Below are 21,738 nucleotides of genomic sequence, written 5' to 3'. Positions count from 1 at the left end.
CTAATATTCGTTTCTGATATTCTGATAACTTTCTTTAATTACACCTTGATTATTCAACCCTTTTACTCCATTTGTACGGCGAAGAATATACTGATTTAATTTTTCCATATAAATCTTCTCACTGATTTGACCTTCTGCAACCTGGGTGAGTCCTTTTTCCCAGCTGGCTGTTAACTCAGGGTTTAACATAGACGGCAGAGAACTGTTCACCACATCATAGACCATTTCACCTTTTAAGTCCGGCGTGACAATCTGTGTTTTTTTGTTCAGCTTCAAGTATTTTATTGTAAACAGCTTTTTCAGTATTTCACCTCTGGTGGCACTGGTTCCAATACCACTCCCTTGAATTTGAGACCTTAAGTCCTCATCTTCAATCAACTTTCCTGCATTCTCCATAGCCAGAATCAACGAACCAGAGCTATAGCGTTTTGGAGGCGAGGTTTTCCCTTCTTTTATCTGTATCCCATCCACTGTTAATTCGGTACCTTTTTTTAGTTCTTTGACAAATTCAAAAAAAGAATTCTCTGTTTCAGGATTTTCCTGACTCTTAGGTCTTCCTGCCACTTTAAAATATCCTTCATCCTTTAAAACTTTAAAGTTTGAAAAGAAAGCTTCTCCCTTTATATGAATGCGAAGTGCCACCTTTTGGTATACAGCTTCCGGATAAAATATACTTAAAAACCGATATAAAATCAAGTTAAATATTTTTTTCCCTGTTTCACTCAAACTGTTTAATGCCCCTAAGCCTTGTCCGGTAGGAATGATGGCATAGTGATCCGTAATCTTTTTGTCATTAACGTATTTGGTCTTATCCAAGCTCTTGTAAGACTTCATTTCCAAGATGTCTTTTAAAAATACTTTTGCTGGTTCATAACTCATAAGACCATTTAGGTTTTTATGTATTTCCTTTGCCACGGCTTTTGAAAGTACCCGGGCATCGGTACGGGGATAAGTAACAATTTTCTTTTCATATAATTCCTGTGTGATTTTTAATGTTTCATCCGGACTAATCTTATAGCGCTTCGAACATTCATTTTGAAGCTCTGCAAGATTGAACAGTAAAGGTGCTTTTTGCTTTTCCTGTGTCTTCTTTACTTCTGCTACAATTCCTTTTACTGGCTCCTCTGCAAGCAGGGAGCTTACAAAGGCTTCTGCATCCTCTCTGGCTTTAAATCCACCTTCATTGTAAAGCATATGAGATTGGAAATAAGGAGACCCTTCAACGGCTTTCCATTCTCCTTCAATCTTCATCTCTTCTCCAAAAGCTGCTGCTATTTTATAGAAGGGTGTCTCTACAAAATCTCGAATTTCTCTTTCTCTGCGAACCACCATACCCAATACACAGGTCATGACTCTTCCAACTGAGATTACAACTCTCTCTTCATTGAGAAAGGCAGATAAAGTATTTGCATATTTAAGAGTTAGAAGCCTTGAAAAGTTTATTCCCATGAGATAATCTTCTTTCGCACGAAGATAGGCCGAAGAGGATAAGTTATCATATTCTTCTAAGCTTTTGGCATTTTTTATACCTCTTAAAATTTCTTCTTCTGTCTGAGAATCAATCCAAACTCTTTTTCTTTCTTTTTTTTCCATCAGTGCCATCTGTTCCACCAGTCGATAGATATATTCTCCCTCTCGTCCGGAGTCTGTACAGACATAGATGGTGTCCACATCTTTACGATTCAGAAGCTCTTTTACAATATTAAACTGTTTTGAAACTTGGGGAATCACCTCATATTTAAAACTCTCTGGTAAGAAAGGGAGTGTTTCTAAGCTCCACCTTTTTAGCTTTGTATCATATTTTTCAGGATAGCTCATGGTCACAAGATGTCCTACACACCATGTGATTACTGCTTCATCTCCTTCCATATAACCATCTTTATTCTTGGTGTTCATGTGGAGAGCCTTGGCAAATTCTCTGGCTACACTTGGCTTTTCCGCTATATATAATGATTTCATCTAATAATTTATCTCCTGATTTTTCTTCAGGATACCTTTAATCCAGGAAAGGAATCCCCCCTGTTGTTTCTCCTGATTTTGCTGTTTTTTCGCAAATAATGCTTCCTTCATAAATACCTTTTGTGCATCAATAAAGGGTTCTACTTGTTCGGGCTTTTCATACAAACCATTTTGGGTTAAAACCCGCCCTTTTACATTATCCTTTAACAAAACATCTAAATAGTGATTGATTTGTTCTTTTATGTCCTGATCCAATACCGGAAGGGCAACCTCCACTCTCTTTTCTGTATTACGAGTCATCATATCCGCTGAACCAATATAAATTTTTTGCTCGTCGCCTTTTCCGAAACTGAAGATTCTTGGATGCTCCAAATATCTGCCCACCACACTGGTTACTCTTACATTTTCTGTGGCACCTTCCACCCCAGGCAAAAGACAACAAATTCCACGCACTTGCAAATCGATTTTTACACCAGCATTCGATGCTCTATGAATGCGTTCAATAAAATCCACATCTGTCAGGGAATTCATTTTCATGATAATTCTTCCGTCGCTCCCCTTTTTCGTTTCTTCATCTATTAAATGCAGTACGGTTTGTTTCAGCGTGTAAGGGGCAACAATTAATTCTTCATAAATACCATTTAAGTTTCCAATGCTCATATTCTTGAAAAAGTTATTCGCATCTTCACCAATCCTTTTATTGGCAGTCATTAAGGACAAGTCTGTGTACATAGCTGCTGTTTTCTCGTTGTAGTTTCCTGTACCTACCTGGGTAATGTATTCAAATCCCGTTTTTGTACGATAAGTAATTAAGCAAACCTTCGAATGTACTTTGTAATCATCAAAACCATAAATCACACGGCACCCGGCCTCCTCTAATCTTTTGGACCAGCGTATATTATTTTCTTCATCAAATCTTGCACGCAATTCGATGAGCACCGTGACCTCTTTCCCGTTTTCAGCTGCAGCACATAAATATTCCACAAGGCGTGCTCTGCTGGCTAAGCGGTAAATTGTGATTTTAATTGTTAAAACACTGGTATCTGTAGAGGCTTCCTTTATTAAGCTTAAAAAAGGATTCATACTCTCAAAGGGATAAAACAAAAGAATATCCTTTTTCTTAATCTGATTTGTAACATTACCCTCTTTTATACGGGGTGAATTTTGTGGTGCAAATGGCCTGTAGGTAAGGGTTTGCTGTACGCCTTCTGGAAGCTTGCCAATCATATCAAATATATAAGACAGCTTCATGGGCATTTTTGTACGGAAAATTTGATTCGGTGCAATATCGAATTTCTTACAAAAAAATTTCTCCTGCTCTGGAGAAAGCTTTTCTGCTGTTTCAAGTCTTACTACAGCCATTCTTTTTCTCTTACTGATCGTTTGCTCCATAAGATATCGGAAATCTTCTGTCAGCTCTAATCCTTCATCTTGAGGGGAAATATCTGCATTCCTTGTGACACATATATAATTCCTTTCACTCACCTCGTATTTTCCGAAGATTATATCAAGGTATTCAAGCATCACTTTTTCCATACGAATGTATCTGGTTTTCTGTCCTGGTAAATAAAGAATATCTGAAATGTACTGAGGAACCGGTACAATTCCCAGCCGGGACATTGTCTCATCTTTCAAAGTAGCTGTTACATATATCTCCTTGTTTAAGAGATGGGGAAACGGATGATTTGCATCCACAATTTGAGGAGATAGAACGGGAAGCACCTGATCCTTAAAATACTTTTTGACATACTTCTTCTCACTTTCCGTGAGCTCCTTATAGTCCAGCCCTAGTATTCCATAAGGATTTAATTGCTTTTTTATTTTTATATAAGTTTGATCTCTTTCTTTATACAATGGTGCAACTAAATCAAAAATTCGATTCAGCTGCTCTTTTGGCGTCATACCGGAACGACTGTCAACCGTCTCATTGTTAACATGGGCAATATCAAAGAGACTTCCCACTCGTATCATGAAAAATTCATCCAAGTTGCTGGTGAAAATCGCAACAAATTTCATTCTTTCAAATAAGGGGACCGTATCATCTTGTGCTTCTTGCAATACGCGCTGATTAAAACGTAACCATGAAAGCTCACGGTTCTGTGTATATTCTAATAGCTCTTTATTCATCTGCCATCATCCTTTCCGTTTTCTTTTTCGTATTCTATTTTAACATAAGAACGGAGTTTGCGCTATGCAAACTCCGTTGTCCTATTTCCCTTGAATAAATCCTTTTTTTGTAAGTGTTTCTGCACAAAGGACAGCACCACCTGCCGCACCTCTTAGTGTATTATGAGAAAGACCGACAAATTTAAAATCATAAATACTATCTTCTCTTAAACGTCCAATGGATACACCCATACCGTTTTCGTAGTCTACATCCATTGTTACTTGAGGGCGGTTGTCCTCTGTTAAATATTGAATGAACCGCTTAGGAGCACTTGGAAGTGACTCTTCTTGAGGATAACCTTTAAAATTTTCCAGTTTTTCAATTAATTGTTCTTTCGTTGGCTTTTTCTTGAAATTCACAAACACTGCCGCCGTATGTCCATTCAAAACCGGTACCCGTATACACTGTGTTGTAATTCTTGGTTCTGACGCAAGTACAATTTCTCCGTCCTTTAATTCACCAAGTACGCGGAGAGGTTCTTTTTCACTCTTTTCTTCTTCTCCACCAATAAATGGAATGATATTTCCAACCATTTCTGGCCAATCTGTAAAGTTTTTACCGGCACCTGAAATAGCCTGATAAGTTGTTGCAACAACCTCAGTCGGTTCAAACTCAGCCCATGCTGCAAGACACGGTGTATAGCTTTGAATCGAACAATTTGGCTTCACTGCAATAAATCCTTTTGTTGTTCCTAGTCTTTCCTTTTGTGTTTGAATCAACTCAAAATGCTGATCATTGATTTCAGGAACTACCATTGGAACATCCTTTGTCCATCTGTGAGCACTATTATTTGATACCACAGGTGTTTCTGTTTTTGCATATGCTTCTTCAATTGCCTTGATTTCATCCTTAGACATATCTACCGCACTAAAAACAAAGTCTACAGTCTCAGCAACTTTTTCCACTTCATTTACATTTAATACCACTAGTTTCTTTACATTTTCAGGCATTGGTGTTTCAAGTTTCCAGCGCTCTCCCACTGCCTCTTCATATGTTTTTCCTGCCGAGCGTTGGCTGGCTGCCAAAGTGCACACTTCATACCATGGATGGTTCTCCAATAAAGAGATGAATCTTTGTCCAACCATACCTGTTGCTCCTAATATACCTACTCTTAACTTTTTATCCATTTTAACATCTCCTTTTATTCGTATTTATTTATGTATTCCTTATAATATTCAATTGCATGTCTCATTGCTTCCTCACCAGGAGCCCCCGTTGTAATTCGTTTGTTCACACAAGTCTCCAGACTGATTTCCTGATAAATATCTTCTTTAAATACCGGACATATACCCTGGTATTCCTCTAAAGAAAGTTCATCGAGTGAAATTCCTTTCTCAATACAAAGAAGAACCAATTGCCCCACATATCCATGGGCATCTCGAAAAGGAACTCCATTTTTCACCAGGTAATCAGCGGCATCTGTAGCATTTGTAAATCCTTTTTTGGCACTAATTGCCATTCGGTCTTTGTTGTATTTCATGGTTTCCAACATACCACTAAAAAGTATCAAACAGCTTTTCACTGTGTCGATTGCATCAAAAACACCTTCTTTATCCTCTTGCATATCTTTATTGTACGCCAAAGGAATGCTCTTCATAGTAGAAAGAAATGCCATCAATGTTCCATACACTCGTCCTGTTTTTCCTCTTACAAGTTCCGCAATGTCTGGATTCTTTTTCTGAGGCATAATGCTACTTCCTGTGCTAAAAGCGTCGTCGATTTCCACAAATTGGTATTCATTCGAATTCCATATAATTACTTCTTCTGAAAACCTGCTTAAATGCATCATAATCGTTGAAAGTGCTGATAATAGCTCGATGATATAATCTCGATTCGATACACCATCCATGCTATTTAAGGTTGGACCTTCAAAACCAAGCAAAGAGGCTGTATAATCCCGATCCAAAGGATACGTCGTTCCCGCAAGAGCTCCACTTCCTAAAGGACAGGTTCTAAGTCTTTTTTTAACATCTAAAAGTCTTTCGTGATCTTCCTTAAACATCTCAAAGTAGGCCCCCATATGATGAGCCAAAGTAATAGGCTGTGCCTTCTGCAAATGGGTAAATCCTGGCATATAGGTATTTAGATTTCCTTCCATCGTTACGAGAAGAATGTTCAACAGTTCTTTTAATAAGGTATTGATTTCTACTACCTCTTCCCGGACATATAGTTTCATATCAAGAGCCACCTGGTCATTCCTGCTTCTACCAGTATGAAGCTTTTTCCCCGGCTCACCAATACGGTCAATCAATGTCGCTTCAACAAAACTATGTATGTCTTCGTATTCTGATGTGATCTCTAGCTTTTGTGCCTCAACATCCGACAGAATACCTTCTAAGCCTTTGATAATTTCCTCTTTTTCCTGAATGGTTAATATCCCTTGCTTTGCAAGCATTGTTACGTGAGCAATGCTCCCTGCAATGTCTTGCTTATATAAGCGTTTGTCAAAATTAATAGACGCATTAAAATCATAAACCATCTGATCTGTCTTTTTTGTAAACCTTCCACCCCATAGCTGTGCCATGTTTATACTTCCTTTCTTCATTGATATATCAATAGATTTTATCACATCACAGTGATACATTACAACACCTATTCTTATTTCCTTCCATTTTTTGAAAACTCACATCCACAATAATCTTGTCTGTAAAGCCCATATTCTCTGGAAAGTTCAATACTTCTTTTATATCCATCCTTTTTTTTGAAATCCGAATATAGGTATGGTATTTCATACTCTTTTTCAAGTTCTTTGCCTATTTCATTTAATAATCTTGCATTTTTTAACGGACTAATGCTTAAGGTTGTTGTGAAATAATCCATCTCTAATTTTTTTGCTGTTTCTGCTGCAAAAGTCAATCTTAAACGAAAGCATTTTTCACAACGAACGCCCCCTTCTCTTACATCTTCCAATCCCTGTGCCATCTGATAAAACTTTTCGCTTTCGTATGGTCCTCCCATAAATGTAATGGGATTTTGGGGCTTCAGTTTCCCGATGAAATTTCGTTCTTCTTCTTCCCGCTTTTTAAATTCCTCTTCTGGAAAAATGTTTGGATTATAAAATAAAACGGTTATATTAAAATAACCGCTTAAATATTCCAGAACATAACTACTACAGGGTGCACAGCAACTGTGTAACAAAAGATTTGGTACTTTATTTTGTTTTTTTATATTATTCAGAGTATCCTCTAATACCTTTCCATAATTACAATTCATCGTTATTAATCCTTTATATAGAATTTAAGAGGAAGTACAAAGCACTTCCTCTTAAAAGCTGGAAATCGGACTTGAACCGACGACCTACGCATTACGAATGCGTTGCTCTACCAACTGAGCTATTCCAGCACGCATATTTTATTATATACATTTTCCTCGGAAATGCAAGTGTTTTATTGACAATTTACTGGTTTTGAAATATACTTTGAGAGTCAAATTAATTTGAGGAGGACGTATATGAGAGATTTTATTATTACAACTGATTCGAACGCTGATTTACCTGCTGATTTTATAAAGGAACATCAACTTACTATTATTCCACAGTATTATGCCTTTGGCGATGTTGTATATGGTGATGAAAGGAACTTAACCCCTGAGGAATTTTACACAATGATGGAAAAAGGTGATTTACCCACTTCGATGGCTAATAATCCTGCTGTTATACGTGACAAATTCGAAAAAATTCTTCAAGAAGATAAAGATATTCTTCATATTGCATTTTCCTCTACACTGAGCGGAAGTTATAACAACGTTGTAATGATTGCAAAGGAACTCATGGAGGAATATAAAGATTCTACTATCTCCGTAGTAGACACATTAAACGTATCTCTTGGAGAAGCTTTTTTTGTTATGGAGGCAATCGACCGAAAGAAATCTAATCAAACCATGGATCAAATAAAACTTTGGCTTGAAAATAACCGGCAAAATTCCCATGTAGAATTCACAGTTGATGATGTAAATCATTTGTACCGTGGAGGGCGTATATCGAAAACAACCTCTATTGTTCTTGGCATTGTGAACATTAAACCATTACTATACTTAACTCCCGAAGGAAAGCTTGCTTCAAAAGGTACCATCAGAGGAAGAAAGCGCTCTTTGTCTGCCCTTGTAAAAAATATGGGAGATCATATTACCTCTGAAACAAGATGTAAAAGAGTAGGCATCGTCCATGCAAAAGCAATAGAGGATGCCCAGTTTGTCGCTTCTTTAGTTGCAGAGACTTATCCTGATGCCGAGGTGATTATCAATGATATTAGTCCCAGTATTGGTACACACGCCGGACCAGGAGCAATCGGTATCTGCTATTTAGTTTTACCTGAAGAATCCATGTGAATCTCTAACTGCGGATAAGGAATCAGAATCTGCTTTTCATCGAATGAATGCTTTATCTCCTCTAATAATTCCCATTTAGTGGTTAAGTAATCTTCATTCTTTGTCCAGGCTCTGATTCCTAGCACAACAGAGCTGTCTCCCAAATCATCCACGAACACTCTTCGTTCTTCATCTGACAGGATGGTTTTCTTTTGATCTAACAGATTTTCCAAAATAGATTTTGCAAGACGTACATCGGATTCATAAGATATGTCTATGCGTATATCCAGCTGCCTCTCATTCATTGCAGAAGCATTGGTTAAACTATTGTTCGTCAGCATCCCATTTGGAATCAGAACTGTTCGATTATCGATTGTCGTAAGCTTTGTGTAAAAAAGCTGAATTTCTTTTACGGTACCTTCGTTTTTGTTTGTATCTTCTTTAATGTAATCCCCTACAACAAAAGGACGCAGCAACAAGATTAGTACACCACCTGCGAAGTTTGACAAACTTCCTTGAAGAGCAAGACCTATCCCTACTCCTAAAGATGCTATAACCGCGGCTATTGAAGTCGTATCAATACCAAATTGGGTAATAATCAGAATAACCAATAGAATATACAGACCGTACTGTACAAAAGATCTGGCAAACTGAATCACACCCTTGTCCACTTTTGCTTTCATTAAGGATCGATTTACGATTTTCACAATCAATCCGATTAGCCATCTTCCAATAATAAAAACTAAAATAGCCAAGACAACCTTTATTCCAAAATTCAAAAAATCCGGGATATGATTTGTAAGGTATGTTACAACGTGATTTGTCTTTTCTACTACTTCTTCTGTTGTTTCCTTGATTCCTTCTTCCATGTTATATACTCCTATTATTTAAGCATTAATATGGCACTTAAATTGCCTCTCTTACCTTTTGATCCACGATGAGAAAATAACGCGTCTGAATTACAGCACGTGCAGATATTTGTTGTATATATATTTTCTTGTCTGATTCCTGCATTCACTAAAATCAATTCATTTGCCCGCCATAAATTCAACTGATATTTTCCATTTTCTTTCAAATAAAATAACTCATTATAGCTTTCTGGCGGAAAAGCAGCTTTGAATTCTTCAATCACATCTTCGCTTACTTCATAACAATCCTGACAAATGGATGGTCCAATACAAGCAATCAAGTCTTCCGGTCTGGTTTGGTATGCTTTCTCCATAACCTTCACAGTTTGAGCACCCATATGGCAAACGGTCCCCTTCCATCCCGAATGACTAAGACCTATTGCTTTCTTAATGGGATCCAAAAAATATAAAGGAACACAGTCTGCGTAAAAAGTAACCAATGGAATTTCTGGTACATTCGTTACCATTCCATCCGTATTTGAAAACACCTTTCCTACATCTCCCTTTTGAACCACGGCTACATTGGTTGTATGCTGCTGATCTGTATAGGTGAATTTTTTACCATCGATACCCAACGCTTTTCCCAGCCGGTTAATGTTCTCCAAAACAGCTTCTTTTGTATCCCCTCTTGTGGTACTGATATTCATAGATTTACAATCGCCTATACTTACGCCACCATACCTTGTTGTAAAACCATCTGTTACCAGACCTGTTCTTTTTAATGCTGTGAAACGAAGGTAAGGAACACCTTCCGATACCACTTCCTCAAATACATTAGCTGCGTTCTTCTTTTTCAAATTCAAATCCATCATTATCTTCCTCTTAATTTCCCCAAAAATGAAAGGCATCCTGAATAAGAGATATCTCCTCATCATGAATACCTATCACATCAAATCTACAGGAAATATTTTCCATCTTGTTTTGTGCTAAATAATAAAGCAAACATTTCGAAAGTTTCTTCTGTTTACGATAGTCTACTGCCTCTAAACCGCTTCCATATTCCAAGCCCTTTCGATACTTAACCTCTACAAAAACCAAGCATTCATCATCAAAAGCAATAATATCCACCTCTCCAATCGGACACCTGTAGTTAAACTCTACAATTTTATACCCCAGTTTATGCAGAAAATTACCGGCTTTTTGTTCGAAGTAAGTCCCTTTTGCTCTATTATTCATCTTCAAATTTCCTATACAAATTTCTTAATAAACGTTTCTCTGTGAATTGGTGATTTTCCCAGCTCTTTTAAGCCTTCAATGTGTTTTTTTGTTCCATAACCTTTATTACTTGCAAAATCATAGCCTGGAATAATAGCATCATATTCTATCATCATGCGATCTCTCGTAACTTTCGCTAAGATACTGGCAGCGGCTATAGAAACACTTTTTCCATCTCCCTTAATAATCGGAACTTGCTTAATGTCCACTCCCGGAATTGTCACCGCATCATTTAAAAGAATATCCGGCCGAACACTCAGCTTGTCGATTGCCTGTCGCATTGCCTCATAGGTAGCTTGTAAAATATTGATTTCATCAATTTTAGCAGGTCCAACTATACCAATCCCGAAAGCAACTGCTTTTTCACAAATTTCATCATATAAAAGGTTTCTTTTCTTTTCTGAAACCTTTTTTGAATCATTTAAATATAATATTTCTACATCTTTCGGTAATATGACTGCGGCAGCTACAACAGGACCAGCCAATGGTCCTCTTCCCACCTCATCAATTCCACATATATAAGGAAGAGATGCATACTCCTCTTCATAGCAACACATCTCTTTTAAACGTAATTTTTCAAGTCTGATTTTTTCTTCTTTCTTATTCATGCTTTATTACTCCGAATTTGTTAAATGGATAAATTCGAATCCACGCTTTTCCTGTCATATCTTCCTTGTGCAATACACCAACGTTAGGATACCGGCTATCTGCACTGTGGTTGCGATTATCTCCCAATACAAAATACTCATCTTCTCCAAGAGTAATCCCGTCCTCTGCTGTTCCTGCAAAAGTCATTTTTTCATATCCGTAAATATCACTCTCTAAACGTTGATTATTAATATAAGTCTCTCCATCAATAATCTGAATTGTCTCTCCAGGTAATCCTACGATACGTTTGATATAATGAATCTTTTTATCTTGTGGATATGGAAAAACGATGATATCGAAACGGCTGGGATCTCGGAACCGATAGCTGATTTTATCAACGATCAAATTGTCTCCATCGCTTAAAGTCGTTTCCATCGAATGCCCACTTACTCTTGTTCGTACTCCGACAAAAGTAATTATTAAATACGTAATGACTATAATAATACCCACGTAAATAATCCACCCTAAAAGCTCTCGCATAACAGATTTTTTCTTCTTTTCACTCATGAATTTTCACCTCGTTTTGCTTCTCTATATTATCATACTACTTCTGGAACTTCTAGTGTTATTCTACCAAGTCTTCCGTTCCGGAAATCATCTAAAAGAAGCATTGCAGCCTTCCTTATATCTAATTCATTTCCACGAAGAAGGGCGTGTCTGTTCACCGCTATCTGTTCTAATATCTCATAAGATTTTCCTTCTTCTTTTATTTCATATTTTTTTGCTAATACACCACTATAATTTGCAGTTATAAAATCAATCAGATGGTAGGCCAGCTCTTCTGTCTGTAAGATTTCATCCTTAATCGAACCGATAAAAGCCAAGTCTAACCCAACTTGTTGATCTTCAAATTTGGGCCACAAAATCCCAGGTGTATCTAAGAGCTCTACATTTTTGTTTAAACGTATCCATTGTTTCCCCTTCGTGACTCCTGGTTTATTACCGGTCTTCGTTACCGATTTCTTGGCCAATGCATTAATAAATGTGGATTTTCCCACATTAGGAATCCCAACCACCATTGCACGTACAGGTCTATTTAATATGCCTCGTTTTCTATCTTTTTCCATCTTCTCTTTACAGGCATTTTGAATCCCTTGTTCCACCATTTTAATGCCAGAACCTTTTTTTGAATTAACCGATACCACCATAAATCCTTGGCTTGTAAAATGCTCATACCACAAATCGTTCTTCTTTTCATCTGCTAAATCTGCCTTGTTTAAAACAATCAGCCTTGATTTGTTTTTCCCCAGCTCATCTATATCTGGATTACGGCTGCTAAGAGGAACCCTTGCGTCTACAAGTTCGATTACCAAATCAATTAATTTTATATTCTCCTGCATCATACGTTTTGCTTTTGTCATATGACCTGGATACCATTGAAAATGCATACTATTTACTCCTTACGAAACCAAAATGCTTACTAGGCGAAGCAATGAACCACACTTTTCCATAAATGTAATCTCGCTTCACATTTCCTATATCTGCACTTCGACTATCTTCACTGTTGTTACGATTATCACCTAAAACAAAATATTCATCATTTCCCAGCCGCACCTTTTCCGACAGTACCCCCGCCTCTTCAATCGGTGATGGTTCATAACTTTCATTTATCTTTTTACCATCTACATATATTTTACTTTCGATTACTTCTATAGTCTCTCCAGGGAGTCCTACAATTCTCTTAATATAATAATGAGCGTCTTCGTTTCCTTTTGGTTTAAACGCTATAATATCTCCTCGCTTTGGACTCATCGCATTATAAACAATACGATTCACCATGGTAATATCACCATTATGCAAGATAGGATTCATTGAATCACCAACCACACTGACCCTTTGTCCAAAGTACCAAACAAACACGAAAGCAAATAGAAGGGTGACAAAAATTTTAAAGATCCATTTTGCAATCAGGGAAATATAAGATACATCAAACTGTAACTTCTTTTTTCTTCTCTTAACCTTCATAATTTTCCTCTATAAGAGTGAAAAAAGGACGAAACACACAATGTATTTGTCCTTTCTTTTTTCCTATTTTACTAATTCTTTTACCTTAGCTCTCTTACCTACTCTATCTCTTAAGTAGAATAATTTCGCTCTTCTTACTTTACCTCTTCTTATCACTTCAACTCTTTCAACATTTGGAGAATGAACTGGCCATGTTTTCTCTACGCCAACTCCATTAGAGTTTTTACGAACTGTAAAGGTTTCTTTTGTACTTCCACCTTGTTTCTTTAAAACAGTTCCTTCGAAAACCTGAATTCTTTCACGGTTTCCTTCTTTAATTTTTCCGTAAACTTTAACCGTATCACCTACGTTAAATTCTGGCTTGTTTTCCTTTAATTGTTCTTTTTCAATATTTCTTAAAATTTCATTCATTGCTTTTGTGCCTCCTTAATATTTGGACGTTCTTAATACTCTTTTGTACCAGAGGACCATCTCTTACATTCACAACATATTGTATAATATCATAATTCATCTCTTGATGCAAGGTTTTTTCCCAGGAATTCCTGTTCTTTTTCGCTTAAATCCGCTTTTTCCAGTAAGTCTGGACGACGAAGAGCCGTTCGTAGGATAGACTGTTCTCTTCTCCACTCCTCAATCCTCAGATGATGACCGGAAAGTAGTACCTCAGGAACTTTCTTACCTCTCCATTCTTCTGGTCTTGAATAATGTGGATATTCCAGCAAGTTCTCTTGAAAACTTTCAAATTCTGCTGAAGCATCATTGTGCAAAACTCCTGGAATCAAGCGGGAAACCGCGTCAATAAGTATCATTGCCGGCAATTCTCCACCAGTCAATACGTAATCACCAATGGAAACGTAATCCGTAACCACTTCTTCCAAAACTCTTTCATCAATTCCTTCATAATGCCCACACAACAAAACAAGTTCCTCTTCTTGAGCAAATTCCTCTGCCATTTTTTGAGTGAAGGTTTGTCCTTGGGGTGTCAGATAAATACACCTTGGCTTTTCCTTTGATTCCTTCGTAATATCCTGGTACGCCTGAAAAATCGGTTCCGCCTGCATCAGCATGCCTGCACCACCACCGTAGGGATAATCATCCACACTTTTATGCTTATTAAAAGCATAGTCCCGGATATCGTAGGCAGATACGTTTAAGCACCCGCTTTCCATCGCTCTTCCCGTGATACTTGTTTTAAGTGTATTCAGAATCATATCAGGAAACAACGTCAGTACTTTGAAGTTCATCCAGTTCCCTCCTATAACAAGCCGTCCATAATATGGACATCCATCTTATTTTCAGATATATTAACAGCTAAAATACACTCTTTTATTGCTGGCAGTAATATTTCTCCTTGTTCTTCTGTGGTAATAACGTATACATCATTGGCTCCAGTTTCCAGAATGTCCTTTATTTCACCAAAATATTCTTCATTCGTATATACTTTCATGCCAATCAAATCACCATAATAATACTCATCCTTGGAGAGAGGTGTTGCATTTTCCCTATTTACGTAGAGCTCGCACCCTTTATACTTCTCAATATCATTAATATCATCAATGCCTTTGAATTTTAAAATCACAAATTTCTTGAAGAACTTCACTCCCTGTATATGAAGGGGAATTTGTTCGTTTTTTGTTTGAAGCAGGACCTCTTTAATATCCAGAAATCTTTCTTTGTCATCTGTAGTTGCAAATATCTTTGCTTCTCCCTTTAAACCATGGGTAGATGCAATTACTCCCACTCTTAACAATTCTTCCATATATATCTCCCTATAGTAAAAAAAAGGGTTAACCCCTTTTTTTAATCCAAAATATCAACAATGACTTTTTTGTCTTCCTTGCTGGCTGCCGCTTTTACAACTGCACGAATTGCTTTTGCAATTCTACCTTGCTTTCCGATAACCTTACCCATATCAGACTCCGCAACGCGTATTTCATAAACGGTTGCACCATCGTCTTCTTTTTCGTTTACGACCACTTGATCTGGCTGATCAACTAATGCTTTGGTGATTGTAAGAATCAATTCTTTCATTTCCTACACCTCCTGCTTATTTCTCAATCCCAGCGGCTTTAAATAGCTTTCCTACGGTTTCAGTTGGTAATGCACCGTTGTTCAACCATTTCTTTGCAGCTTCTTCGTTTACATGGAATTCGCTTGGATCTTTGGTTGGATCGTATGTACCGATTTCTTCGATAAATCTACCATCTCTTGGGGCTCTAGAATCTGCTACGATAATTCTATAAAAAGGAGCTTTCTTTTGTCCCATTCTCTTCAATCTGATTTTTACTGCCATCTTGCTTTCACCTCCATAATACTTAATTTATGTTAAAAGGGAAGTTTGAACTTTCCTCTTTTACCACCTTTGGTCACACTTTTCATCATTTTCTTCATTTCATTAAACTGCTTATTCATACGGTTTACTTCACTAATATCTACCCCTGCTCCTCTGGCAATTCTATGTTTTCTAGAGGGATTAAGAACGTCTGGATTCTCTCTTTCGTGGGGAGTCATAGAATAAATCATTGCTTCCATTCTAGCCATGTTTTTTTCGGCTTCATCGGTTTGGTCGTCAGAAAGCCCTTTCATTTTACCAAGAGCCCCGCCTCCCATTCCAGGTAGCATATTCATAATACTGCCAAGTCCACCCAAATTTTTCATCTGCTTTGTAGCTTCGAGGAAGTCATTGTAATCGAAGGAAGCTTTTTTCATCTTCTCTCCCATTTCTCTTGCTTTATCCTCATCTATTTGAGCTTCTGCCTTCTCAATAAGAGAAAGTACATCTCCCATACCGAGTATTCGTGAGGCCATGCGATCCGGATAAAATTGTTCCAAATCCGAAAGCTTTTCCCCCATACCAACATAAAGAATTGGTTTTCCGGTAACTGCTTTAACAGAAAGAGCCGCACCACCTCTGGTATCACCATCTAATTTCGTGACGATTACACCATCAATACCAATTTTATCATTAAATTCTTTCGCAACATTAACGGCATCCTGACCTGTCATTGCATCAATCACTAAAATCGTCTGATGGACACTAACTTCATCTTTGATTTTTATCAATTCATCCATCATGTCCTCATCGATATGAAGACGTCCAGCCGTATCTAAAATCACAAGATTATTTCCGTTTTTCTTTGCATACTCAATGGAAGCTTTGGCAATGTCCCATGGTTTGTGATTCTCTCCCATTGAAAACACATCTACGCCCTGCTTTTCACCATTTACTTGCAATTGTTTGATTGCTGCCGGTCGATACACGTCACAAGCAACCAAGAGAGGTTTCTTGCCCTTTAACTTAAACTTGCCTGCCAGCTTTGCAGTGGTAGTCGTTTTACCTGCACCCTGTAAACCGGCCATCATAATAACTGTGATCGCGCTTCCTGGTTCAAACTTAATCTCGGTTGTCTCAGCACCCATTAAATCAACCAGCTCTTCGTTTACAATCTTTATCACCATTTGTCCCGGGTTTAGACCCGTCATAACATCTTGGCCAATTGCTCTTTCTTCAACCTTTTTTACAAAGTCTTTAACGATTTTAAAGTTAACATCAGCTGCAAGTAATGCTCTTTTAATCTCTTTTAACGCTTCTTTTACATCCGCTTCTGTCAAACGTCCTTTGCTTTTTAGGTTTTTAAATATATTTTGTAGTTTTTCAGTCAAACTATCAAATGCCATATTATAACTCCCTTAATAATTCTTCCGAAATCATCTTGATTTCTTTCAATTCATTACTGTGGTTAATTTCAATTAATTTTTCTTTCATGTATAAAAATTTTTCTACCAGATGTAATTTTTCTTCATAATCTTTCAAAGTCTTTAAGCTTCGATTCACCATGTCATGGACACCTTGTCTCGATATTTCCATCTCTTCTGCAATCTCACTTAATGAAAAATCTTCAATAACGAAACGTTCATATACATCCTTTTGCTTCTTCGTCAGCAATTCTCCGTAGAAATCATATAATAAATTTTGTTCTAAAATTCGATTCATAACTATCACCTACGTAATCATAGTACAGACTCGAAGCGCTGTCAAGTGTTTTTTCTTGACAGCGCTTGATTAATTCAATTTAACAGCTGCTTCTACAGGTACACTACAAATAATCCCGTTTGCATCAGACATAAGTCCAAAATCCTGATTAATCGTGTCCATTATTTCGTTTTTCTTTTCCGATGTCGTAAGAATAAATACCATTTCCCTTTCATCTTGCAATGTAATTCCATGATATTGTTCCAAATGCTCCCCATCGGCCCATCGGCCTCTGACAATCGTTCCACCTCTGGCTCCTGCTTTTCTCGCTGCTTTCATCATCTCATCTGTATATCCTTGGTTTATTGAGACAACAATTAAACTGTTGTTCTTTTTATCTTTATCCATATATCTCACCCCACAATAATTTTCTTTAATTACAGGTTCATTAATTACAATGGCCACCAGAGAATTTAACGCATCTAATCCCATAGAAAAAACAATACCACTGCTTTTTATCTTACGACTTACACGATCATTTCCAAATTCATCCAGAATACACTGGATTAGTTTTGTTGAACCGATGCTGATAATTAAATCCTTCTCCTGCACATCAAGTCCAAGCATATCCATCATTTTTGCCGATGCGGTTCCTTCTCCTGCAACGAAGGTATGGCAAAATAAATTATGTTCCATATAAAGTTTTATAGTTGAATTGCCCCTACCTCTGTCCACAATCGAAATCAAAAGGGACATCCTTTGTTTGCATTGTTTATTTTTTTCTGCCATTATTCATTTACCTCATTGTTTGTATCATCATAATATACCATTGTATCTTCCATAGCTTCCAATCGTCTTCGCAGTTTTCTTCTGACTGCTTTTCTTTTTAACTCTGCTCGGAAACCTAAAACCTGAATCGTAATCAGTGGAGTCATGGCAACCATTGCTACAATACCAAATGCATTGGTCATAATATTCCCTCCAACAGCCTGGCAGGCACCCATGGCAAGAGGCAGCAAGAATGTTGCTGTCATAGGTCCACTGGCAACACCACCGGAGTCAAATGCAACACCGGTATAAATAGGTGGTACAAAAAAGCTTAGGGTTAATGCAATAAGATATCCTGGTAACAAAAATAAGAAAAGGGGAAGGTCGAATAAAATTCGCACCATGGAAAGTCCAACTGAAAATGCAACTCCAATGGAAAGACTGTATTGAATGGCACTTTGAGAAATTAACCCATTGGATATTTCTTCAACCTGAGCTTTCAGCACGTGTACTGCCGGCTCTGCAGCAACAATGAAGTACCCAACTATCATACCGATTGGAATCAGCAGATACTTAAACCCACCTCCTGCCAATCGTTCGCCAATCAACTGTCCTGTTGGCATAAACCCAACATTTACTCCCGTCAAAAAGATAACCAGACCCACATAGGTAAACAAATATCCTATCACAACCTTCAAAAGCTTCGCCTTGTGGAATCTACGATATATCATCTGAAATAGTGCGAAAATAACAGCAATAGGCAGAAGTGCCAGAGATATTTCTTTCAAGTAATGAGGCGTTTCTGATCGAAACGCGTGCATTGCTTCCATTGTTGTTGCCACACTTACGATACTGGTCTCCTGAGCTGCCGGTTCTGGATTATAGAAGATTCCCAATAGCAAAACGGCTAAAATCGGACCAATACTACAAAGGGCAATCAATCCAAAGCTGTCATCCCCGGAATCCTTATCACTACGCAGGGTCGCCAAACCAATACCAAAAGCCATAATAAACGGAACCGTAATGGGTCCTGTGGTAACTCCGCCTGAATCAAAAGCTGCAGGCACGAAATCTTGGGGAGCAAACATCGAAACAACTAGTGCGATTGCATAGAACACAACAAGAAGAACTGATAACCTGATTTTAAATAAGATACGTAATAATGCAACAACTAAAAACACACCAACACCGATTGAAACAGCAATAATCAAAACCAGATTGGGCACCGAAGGTATTTGATTCGCAAGTACCTGTAAATCCGGCTCCGCCAAAGTAATAATTACACCCAGTATAAAACAAATAACAACCGGACCAATCATATGCTTTGCTTTACTCATCTGTATACCAATACCTTCGCCCATGGGTGTCATGGACATATCTACTCCTAAGGTAAAAAAGCACATCCCCATAATCAGAAGCACCGCTCCAAATAAAAACAATACCATAACTCCAGTTTCTAAAGGAACTAAGGTAACACTGAGAAGCAAAACAATGAGGGTGATCGGCAATACCGAGGCAATGGACTCTTTCATCTTTTCTTTAAACAGTTTCTTCAAACAATCATCCTCACTTTCATATATTCTTTGCTATTATAACATTTGTGAAGTCAAAAGTGTAGGTCACGTGTTAAAATCCAATCTCCTTTCGTCTCTTTCGCTCGGCCTTTCTTTGATTTGCTCTTTCCCACTCTTCTTCTTCCTCTTTTGTCTGAATTTCCAGTTTTGGCAGTGGTGTGGGTTTGTCATTTTCATCTAATGCAACCATTGTAAAAAAAGCTCTGTTGATTTTTTTTCTGGAACCATCCATAAGCTCTACAAAGGTATCTACTCGCACTTCCATAGATGTATTTCCTGTATGGGTTGCTTTGCCAATCACAACAATCACATCATTCTGATGGGCAGACTGTATAAAGTCAAGATGATCTACCGACGCAGTAATAACATTGGTTTTTGCATGGCGTCTGCCTACAAGAGCAGCCACCTCATCAATCCATTGTATTAATACTCCTCCAAAAAGTCTACCCGCCCCATTTAGGTGATTTAATCTCACAAAATGCACGGTTTCAACTAAAGAGTCTGCTACTGTTCTAGTCTTTTCATTCATTGATTTGTCTCTCCATTAAATTTTTGGTAATCTTTGTCCCTTTCATTGTAACATAAGATTTGTTATACTGTTACTAAACTTGCAAAGAGGTAAATGTAATGCGAAATATATTATTAAAAATTGAATACGATGGAAGTAGATACCAGGGCTGGTCACGTCACGGAAGTGAAGTCTCCACCAACACTATTTCTCATAAAATAATCGAAGTAATAAAAAAGATGACAGATGAAACAGATGTAGAATTATACGGTGGAATTCGTACAGAAGTTGGCGTACACGCCTATTCTCAATATGCAAATTTCAAAACTTGTTCCACGATGGTAATCGCGGATATGAAACATTATATGAACAAATATCTTCCTATGGATATTGCAATTGTAAACGTAAAAGAAGTTCCCGAAAGATTTCACGCAAAATTAAATGCCCGTTCCAAAACCTATCTATACCGAATGACAATTAGTGACGTCCCTAGTGTCTTTGACCGAAAACATACATTCTACTGTTTTAAAGAGCCTGATCAGCTTGCTATGAAAGAAGCTTCTATGTTACTGGTTGGTCAACATGATTTTCAAAATTTTTCTACTGGAAAATCCAATAAAGCGACGATAAAAGAAATATTTGAGATTGAGATTTATGGAGATAATGAAGAGCTCCAGATTTTAATTCATGCAGATGATTTCCTTTATAATATGGTACGCATTATTATTGGAACTTTGTTGGAAATCGGATTTGGCACAAGAAAAAAAGAGGATATCACGAAGATTTTCAGCGGAACAGCAAAACCAAGTACTCCCTGTGATTCAAAGGGACTATTTTTACAGGATATCTCCTACTAAAGGAGGTATCCTGTAATTTTATCTAACTCTTCTTCCATTTTGTGATATCCATGGAAGTAAAATTCTTCCAGTTTTTCTGTTTTCGTTTCCAATCTTGAAATGGTCTTCATTTCTGGTCGGATCACTACAATTTTTCCTTCTTCTTCCAATTCTTCAATTTTATTTATTGTTTGGTTGTATCGCAGATTCCTTTTCAACAACGTATCTAAAAGCTCTGGATAGTCTTTATACATTTTACGATACGCACCTGCAATTGCTTTTTTAATTGGTTTTTTTCGATACCCTTTATTTCTGGTTAACACAATTACAATTTTTCGATTGCCAATTTCAACTGCTCTCTTTATCGGAATGGAATCAGCTAATCCTCCATCCAAATATAGTGTCCCATCTACATCTACCATAGGTGATACCAGTGGCATACTGCAGGAAGCTCTTGTAATAGTCATTAATCGTTCCCTATCTGATTGTTCTGTCATATATTCAGCTTCTCCCGTCGAACAATTGGTTGTTACGATTTCACAATTTATATCCGACTTGAAAAACGTTTCAAAATCAAAAGGGTACACTTTTCTTGGAAACTCTTCAAAAATCAGGTCCATATCCATCAAACTTTTATTCTTAATCATTCGAATTGGATTGTTAAAATTTGCTCTTTTATCCTCTTCGTGAATAATGCAGTCTTTCGTTCTTTTCGGTTGTTTGGATACGTAATCGATTCCATTACATGATCCCATGGATACTCCAATAACATCGGAAAAATAGATGTCTTTTTCCATCAAATAATCTAAAACACCAGAAGTAAATATTCCTCTGTTGGCTCCGCCTTCTAAAATAATTGTCGCCTGATACATAATTTTCTCCTTTGTCACTTTTTTGTTCTTACCTATTATA

The 21,738-nt window shown here is 37.3% G+C and carries 25 protein-coding genes and 1 tRNA gene; 2 read left to right on the top strand and 24 right to left on the bottom strand.

The features are described from left to right. The 6 genes from topB to NHH15_RS04190 form a co-directional block, all read right to left on the bottom strand. Positions 1 to 1,959: a DNA topoisomerase III gene (topB, locus tag NHH15_RS04215; RefSeq protein WP_262065403.1), complete on the bottom strand. Its 1,959-nt coding sequence runs from the start codon at positions 1,957 to 1,959 to the stop codon at positions 1 to 3. Beyond that, positions 1,960 to 4,086 carry a polyphosphate kinase 1 gene (ppk1, locus tag NHH15_RS04210; protein WP_262065402.1) on the bottom strand — a complete coding sequence of 709 codons (2,127 nt, stop codon included), beginning with the start codon at positions 4,084 to 4,086 and terminating at the stop codon, positions 1,960 to 1,962. Positions 4,087 to 4,167: 81 nt separating this feature from the next. Further along, entirely contained in the window at positions 4,168 to 5,253 is a 1,086-nt protein-coding gene (asd, locus tag NHH15_RS04205) for an aspartate-semialdehyde dehydrogenase (RefSeq protein WP_262065401.1), read from the bottom strand. A 14-nt stretch (positions 5,254 to 5,267) separates the two neighbouring features. Next, positions 5,268 to 6,650, bottom strand: coding sequence for an argininosuccinate lyase (argH, locus tag NHH15_RS04200; protein ID WP_262065400.1), 1,383 nt, complete (start codon positions 6,648 to 6,650; stop codon positions 5,268 to 5,270). A 74-nt stretch (positions 6,651 to 6,724) separates the two neighbouring features. After that, positions 6,725 to 7,339 carry an epoxyqueuosine reductase QueH gene (locus NHH15_RS04195; protein ID WP_262065399.1) on the bottom strand — a complete coding sequence of 205 codons (615 nt, stop codon included), beginning with the start codon at positions 7,337 to 7,339 and terminating at the stop codon, positions 6,725 to 6,727. A gap of 56 nt (positions 7,340 to 7,395) precedes the next feature. Further along, positions 7,396 to 7,468: transfer RNA gene (locus NHH15_RS04190), tRNA-Thr, on the bottom strand. Between the two features lie 108 nt (positions 7,469 to 7,576). Between NHH15_RS04190 and NHH15_RS04185 the strand changes: the two genes are divergently transcribed. Then, the gene (locus NHH15_RS04185; protein WP_262065398.1) at positions 7,577 to 8,452 is read left to right on the top strand and encodes a DegV family protein; all 876 of its coding nucleotides are present in this window, start codon (positions 7,577 to 7,579) and stop codon (positions 8,450 to 8,452) included. On the opposite strand, the gene NHH15_RS04180 is transcribed toward NHH15_RS04185, so the two are convergent. The 17 genes from NHH15_RS04180 to NHH15_RS04100 all read right to left on the bottom strand — a co-directional run bounded on the left by NHH15_RS04180 (position 8,422) and on the right by NHH15_RS04100 (position 20,011). Beyond that, on the bottom strand, positions 8,422 to 9,300 hold the full coding sequence (locus NHH15_RS04180; RefSeq protein WP_262065397.1) for a mechanosensitive ion channel family protein: 879 nt from the start codon (positions 9,298 to 9,300) through the stop codon (positions 8,422 to 8,424). The genes NHH15_RS04185 and NHH15_RS04180 overlap by 31 nt on opposite strands. 14 nt (positions 9,301 to 9,314) lie before the next feature. Further along, entirely contained in the window at positions 9,315 to 10,148 is an 834-nt protein-coding gene (gene pgeF, locus NHH15_RS04175) for a peptidoglycan editing factor PgeF (protein WP_262065499.1), read from the bottom strand. A 13-nt stretch (positions 10,149 to 10,161) separates the two neighbouring features. After that, positions 10,162 to 10,515 carry a YraN family protein gene (locus tag NHH15_RS04170; protein WP_262065396.1) on the bottom strand — a complete coding sequence of 118 codons (354 nt, stop codon included), beginning with the start codon at positions 10,513 to 10,515 and terminating at the stop codon, positions 10,162 to 10,164. Positions 10,516 to 10,526: 11 nt separating this feature from the next. Next, positions 10,527 to 11,162, bottom strand: a complete 636-nt coding sequence (locus tag NHH15_RS04165; protein ID WP_262065395.1) for a ribonuclease HII — start codon at positions 11,160 to 11,162, stop codon at positions 10,527 to 10,529. Then, positions 11,155 to 11,709 carry a signal peptidase I gene (gene lepB / locus NHH15_RS04160; protein WP_262065394.1) on the bottom strand — a complete coding sequence of 185 codons (555 nt, stop codon included), beginning with the start codon at positions 11,707 to 11,709 and terminating at the stop codon, positions 11,155 to 11,157. The genes NHH15_RS04165 and lepB (NHH15_RS04160) overlap by 8 nt, the downstream gene beginning before the upstream one ends. A 32-nt stretch (positions 11,710 to 11,741) precedes the next feature. Further along, positions 11,742 to 12,590 carry a ribosome biogenesis GTPase YlqF gene (gene ylqF / locus NHH15_RS04155; protein ID WP_262065393.1) on the bottom strand — a complete coding sequence of 283 codons (849 nt, stop codon included), beginning with the start codon at positions 12,588 to 12,590 and terminating at the stop codon, positions 11,742 to 11,744. 1 nt (position 12,591) lies between these two features. Then, positions 12,592 to 13,167: a signal peptidase I gene (gene lepB / locus NHH15_RS04150; RefSeq protein WP_262065392.1), complete on the bottom strand. Its 576-nt coding sequence runs from the start codon at positions 13,165 to 13,167 to the stop codon at positions 12,592 to 12,594. A gap of 63 nt (positions 13,168 to 13,230) precedes the next feature. Beyond that, a complete protein-coding gene (gene rplS / locus NHH15_RS04145; RefSeq protein ID WP_262065391.1) occupies positions 13,231 to 13,578 on the bottom strand; it encodes a 50S ribosomal protein L19 in 348 nt (115 codons plus the stop codon). Between the two features lie 89 nt (positions 13,579 to 13,667). Continuing rightward, complete coding sequence (trmD, locus tag NHH15_RS04140) at positions 13,668 to 14,411, bottom strand: tRNA (guanosine(37)-N1)-methyltransferase TrmD (RefSeq protein WP_262065390.1); 744 nt, start codon at positions 14,409 to 14,411, stop codon at positions 13,668 to 13,670. Positions 14,412 to 14,422: 11 nt separating this feature from the next. Next, entirely contained in the window at positions 14,423 to 14,926 is a 504-nt protein-coding gene (rimM, locus tag NHH15_RS04135) for a ribosome maturation factor RimM (protein WP_262065389.1), read from the bottom strand. Between the two features lie 41 nt (positions 14,927 to 14,967). Beyond that, on the bottom strand, positions 14,968 to 15,198 hold the full coding sequence (locus NHH15_RS04130; protein ID WP_262065388.1) for a KH domain-containing protein: 231 nt from the start codon (positions 15,196 to 15,198) through the stop codon (positions 14,968 to 14,970). Between the two features lie 16 nt (positions 15,199 to 15,214). Then, a complete protein-coding gene (rpsP, locus tag NHH15_RS04125; protein ID WP_262065387.1) occupies positions 15,215 to 15,460 on the bottom strand; it encodes a 30S ribosomal protein S16 in 246 nt (81 codons plus the stop codon). A gap of 32 nt (positions 15,461 to 15,492) precedes the next feature. Next, positions 15,493 to 16,845 (bottom strand): signal recognition particle protein, encoded by a 1,353-nt coding sequence (gene ffh, locus NHH15_RS04120; RefSeq protein WP_262065386.1) that lies wholly within the window; start codon positions 16,843 to 16,845, stop codon positions 15,493 to 15,495. Position 16,846: 1 nt separating this feature from the next. Next, positions 16,847 to 17,161 carry a YlxM family DNA-binding protein gene (gene ylxM, locus NHH15_RS04115; RefSeq protein WP_262065385.1) on the bottom strand — a complete coding sequence of 105 codons (315 nt, stop codon included), beginning with the start codon at positions 17,159 to 17,161 and terminating at the stop codon, positions 16,847 to 16,849. A gap of 69 nt (positions 17,162 to 17,230) precedes the next feature. Then, positions 17,231 to 17,929, bottom strand: coding sequence for a hypothetical protein (locus NHH15_RS04110; protein WP_262065384.1), 699 nt, complete (start codon positions 17,927 to 17,929; stop codon positions 17,231 to 17,233). Then, the gene (locus NHH15_RS04105) at positions 17,929 to 19,464 is read right to left on the bottom strand and encodes a DUF1538 domain-containing protein (RefSeq protein WP_262065383.1); all 1,536 of its coding nucleotides are present in this window, start codon (positions 19,462 to 19,464) and stop codon (positions 17,929 to 17,931) included. Before NHH15_RS04105 ends, NHH15_RS04110 begins: the two co-directional genes overlap by 1 nt. Positions 19,465 to 19,534: 70 nt before the next feature. Beyond that, entirely contained in the window at positions 19,535 to 20,011 is a 477-nt protein-coding gene (locus NHH15_RS04100) for an acyl-CoA thioesterase (RefSeq protein WP_262065382.1), read from the bottom strand. Between the two features lie 98 nt (positions 20,012 to 20,109). Here NHH15_RS04100 and NHH15_RS04095 point away from each other — a divergent pair, with 98 nt between their 5' ends. Further along, positions 20,110 to 20,847: a tRNA pseudouridine synthase A gene (locus tag NHH15_RS04095; protein WP_262065381.1), complete on the top strand. Its 738-nt coding sequence runs from the start codon at positions 20,110 to 20,112 to the stop codon at positions 20,845 to 20,847. Here NHH15_RS04095 and NHH15_RS04090 read toward each other — a convergent pair. Further along, positions 20,844 to 21,698: a patatin-like phospholipase family protein gene (locus NHH15_RS04090; protein ID WP_262065380.1), complete on the bottom strand. Its 855-nt coding sequence runs from the start codon at positions 21,696 to 21,698 to the stop codon at positions 20,844 to 20,846. The two genes, NHH15_RS04095 and NHH15_RS04090, sit on opposite strands and share 4 nt — an antisense overlap. Positions 21,699 to 21,738: the final 40 nt, after the last annotated feature.

Origin of the sequence: Aequitasia blattaphilus, assembly GCF_024721305.1 — a bacterium.
Classification (GTDB): Bacteria; Bacillota; Clostridia; order Lachnospirales; family Lachnospiraceae; genus Aequitasia; species Aequitasia blattaphila.
This window is presented reverse-complemented; position numbering and strand designations above follow the sequence as displayed.

Bases quoted from the DNA above. Each gene is read 5' to 3' on its own strand.
- topB (WP_262065403.1), bottom strand. From the start codon at position 1,959: ATGAAATCATTATATATAGCGGAAAAGCCAAGTGTAGCCAGAGAATTT.
- ppk1 (WP_262065402.1), bottom strand. From the start codon at position 4,086: ATGAATAAAGAGCTATTAGAATATACACAGAACCGTGAGCTTTCATGG.
- asd (WP_262065401.1), bottom strand. From the start codon at position 5,253: ATGGATAAAAAGTTAAGAGTAGGTATATTAGGAGCAACAGGTATGGTT.
- argH (WP_262065400.1), bottom strand. From the start codon at position 6,650: ATGGCACAGCTATGGGGTGGAAGGTTTACAAAAAAGACAGATCAGATG.
- NHH15_RS04195 (WP_262065399.1), bottom strand. From the start codon at position 7,339: ATGAATTGTAATTATGGAAAGGTATTAGAGGATACTCTGAATAATATA.
- NHH15_RS04185 (WP_262065398.1), top strand. From the start codon at position 7,577: ATGAGAGATTTTATTATTACAACTGATTCGAACGCTGATTTACCTGCT.
- NHH15_RS04180 (WP_262065397.1), bottom strand. From the start codon at position 9,300: ATGGAAGAAGGAATCAAGGAAACAACAGAAGAAGTAGTAGAAAAGACA.
- pgeF (WP_262065499.1), bottom strand. From the start codon at position 10,148: ATGGATTTGAATTTGAAAAAGAAGAACGCAGCTAATGTATTTGAGGAA.
- NHH15_RS04170 (WP_262065396.1), bottom strand. From the start codon at position 10,515: ATGAATAATAGAGCAAAAGGGACTTACTTCGAACAAAAAGCCGGTAAT.
- NHH15_RS04165 (WP_262065395.1), bottom strand. From the start codon at position 11,162: ATGAATAAGAAAGAAGAAAAAATCAGACTTGAAAAATTACGTTTAAAA.
- lepB (WP_262065394.1), bottom strand. From the start codon at position 11,709: ATGAGTGAAAAGAAGAAAAAATCTGTTATGCGAGAGCTTTTAGGGTGG.
- ylqF (WP_262065393.1), bottom strand. From the start codon at position 12,590: ATGCATTTTCAATGGTATCCAGGTCATATGACAAAAGCAAAACGTATG.
- lepB (WP_262065392.1), bottom strand. From the start codon at position 13,167: ATGAAGGTTAAGAGAAGAAAAAAGAAGTTACAGTTTGATGTATCTTAT.
- rplS (WP_262065391.1), bottom strand. From the start codon at position 13,578: ATGAATGAAATTTTAAGAAATATTGAAAAAGAACAATTAAAGGAAAAC.
- trmD (WP_262065390.1), bottom strand. From the start codon at position 14,411: ATGAACTTCAAAGTACTGACGTTGTTTCCTGATATGATTCTGAATACA.
- rimM (WP_262065389.1), bottom strand. From the start codon at position 14,926: ATGGAAGAATTGTTAAGAGTGGGAGTAATTGCATCTACCCATGGTTTA.
- NHH15_RS04130 (WP_262065388.1), bottom strand. From the start codon at position 15,198: ATGAAAGAATTGATTCTTACAATCACCAAAGCATTAGTTGATCAGCCA.
- rpsP (WP_262065387.1), bottom strand. From the start codon at position 15,460: ATGGCAGTAAAAATCAGATTGAAGAGAATGGGACAAAAGAAAGCTCCT.
- ffh (WP_262065386.1), bottom strand. From the start codon at position 16,845: ATGGCATTTGATAGTTTGACTGAAAAACTACAAAATATATTTAAAAAC.
- ylxM (WP_262065385.1), bottom strand. From the start codon at position 17,161: ATGAATCGAATTTTAGAACAAAATTTATTATATGATTTCTACGGAGAA.
- NHH15_RS04110 (WP_262065384.1), bottom strand. From the start codon at position 17,929: ATGGCAGAAAAAAATAAACAATGCAAACAAAGGATGTCCCTTTTGATT.
- NHH15_RS04100 (WP_262065382.1), bottom strand. From the start codon at position 20,011: ATGAATGAAAAGACTAGAACAGTAGCAGACTCTTTAGTTGAAACCGTG.
- NHH15_RS04095 (WP_262065381.1), top strand. From the start codon at position 20,110: ATGCGAAATATATTATTAAAAATTGAATACGATGGAAGTAGATACCAG.
- NHH15_RS04090 (WP_262065380.1), bottom strand. From the start codon at position 21,698: ATGTATCAGGCGACAATTATTTTAGAAGGCGGAGCCAACAGAGGAATA.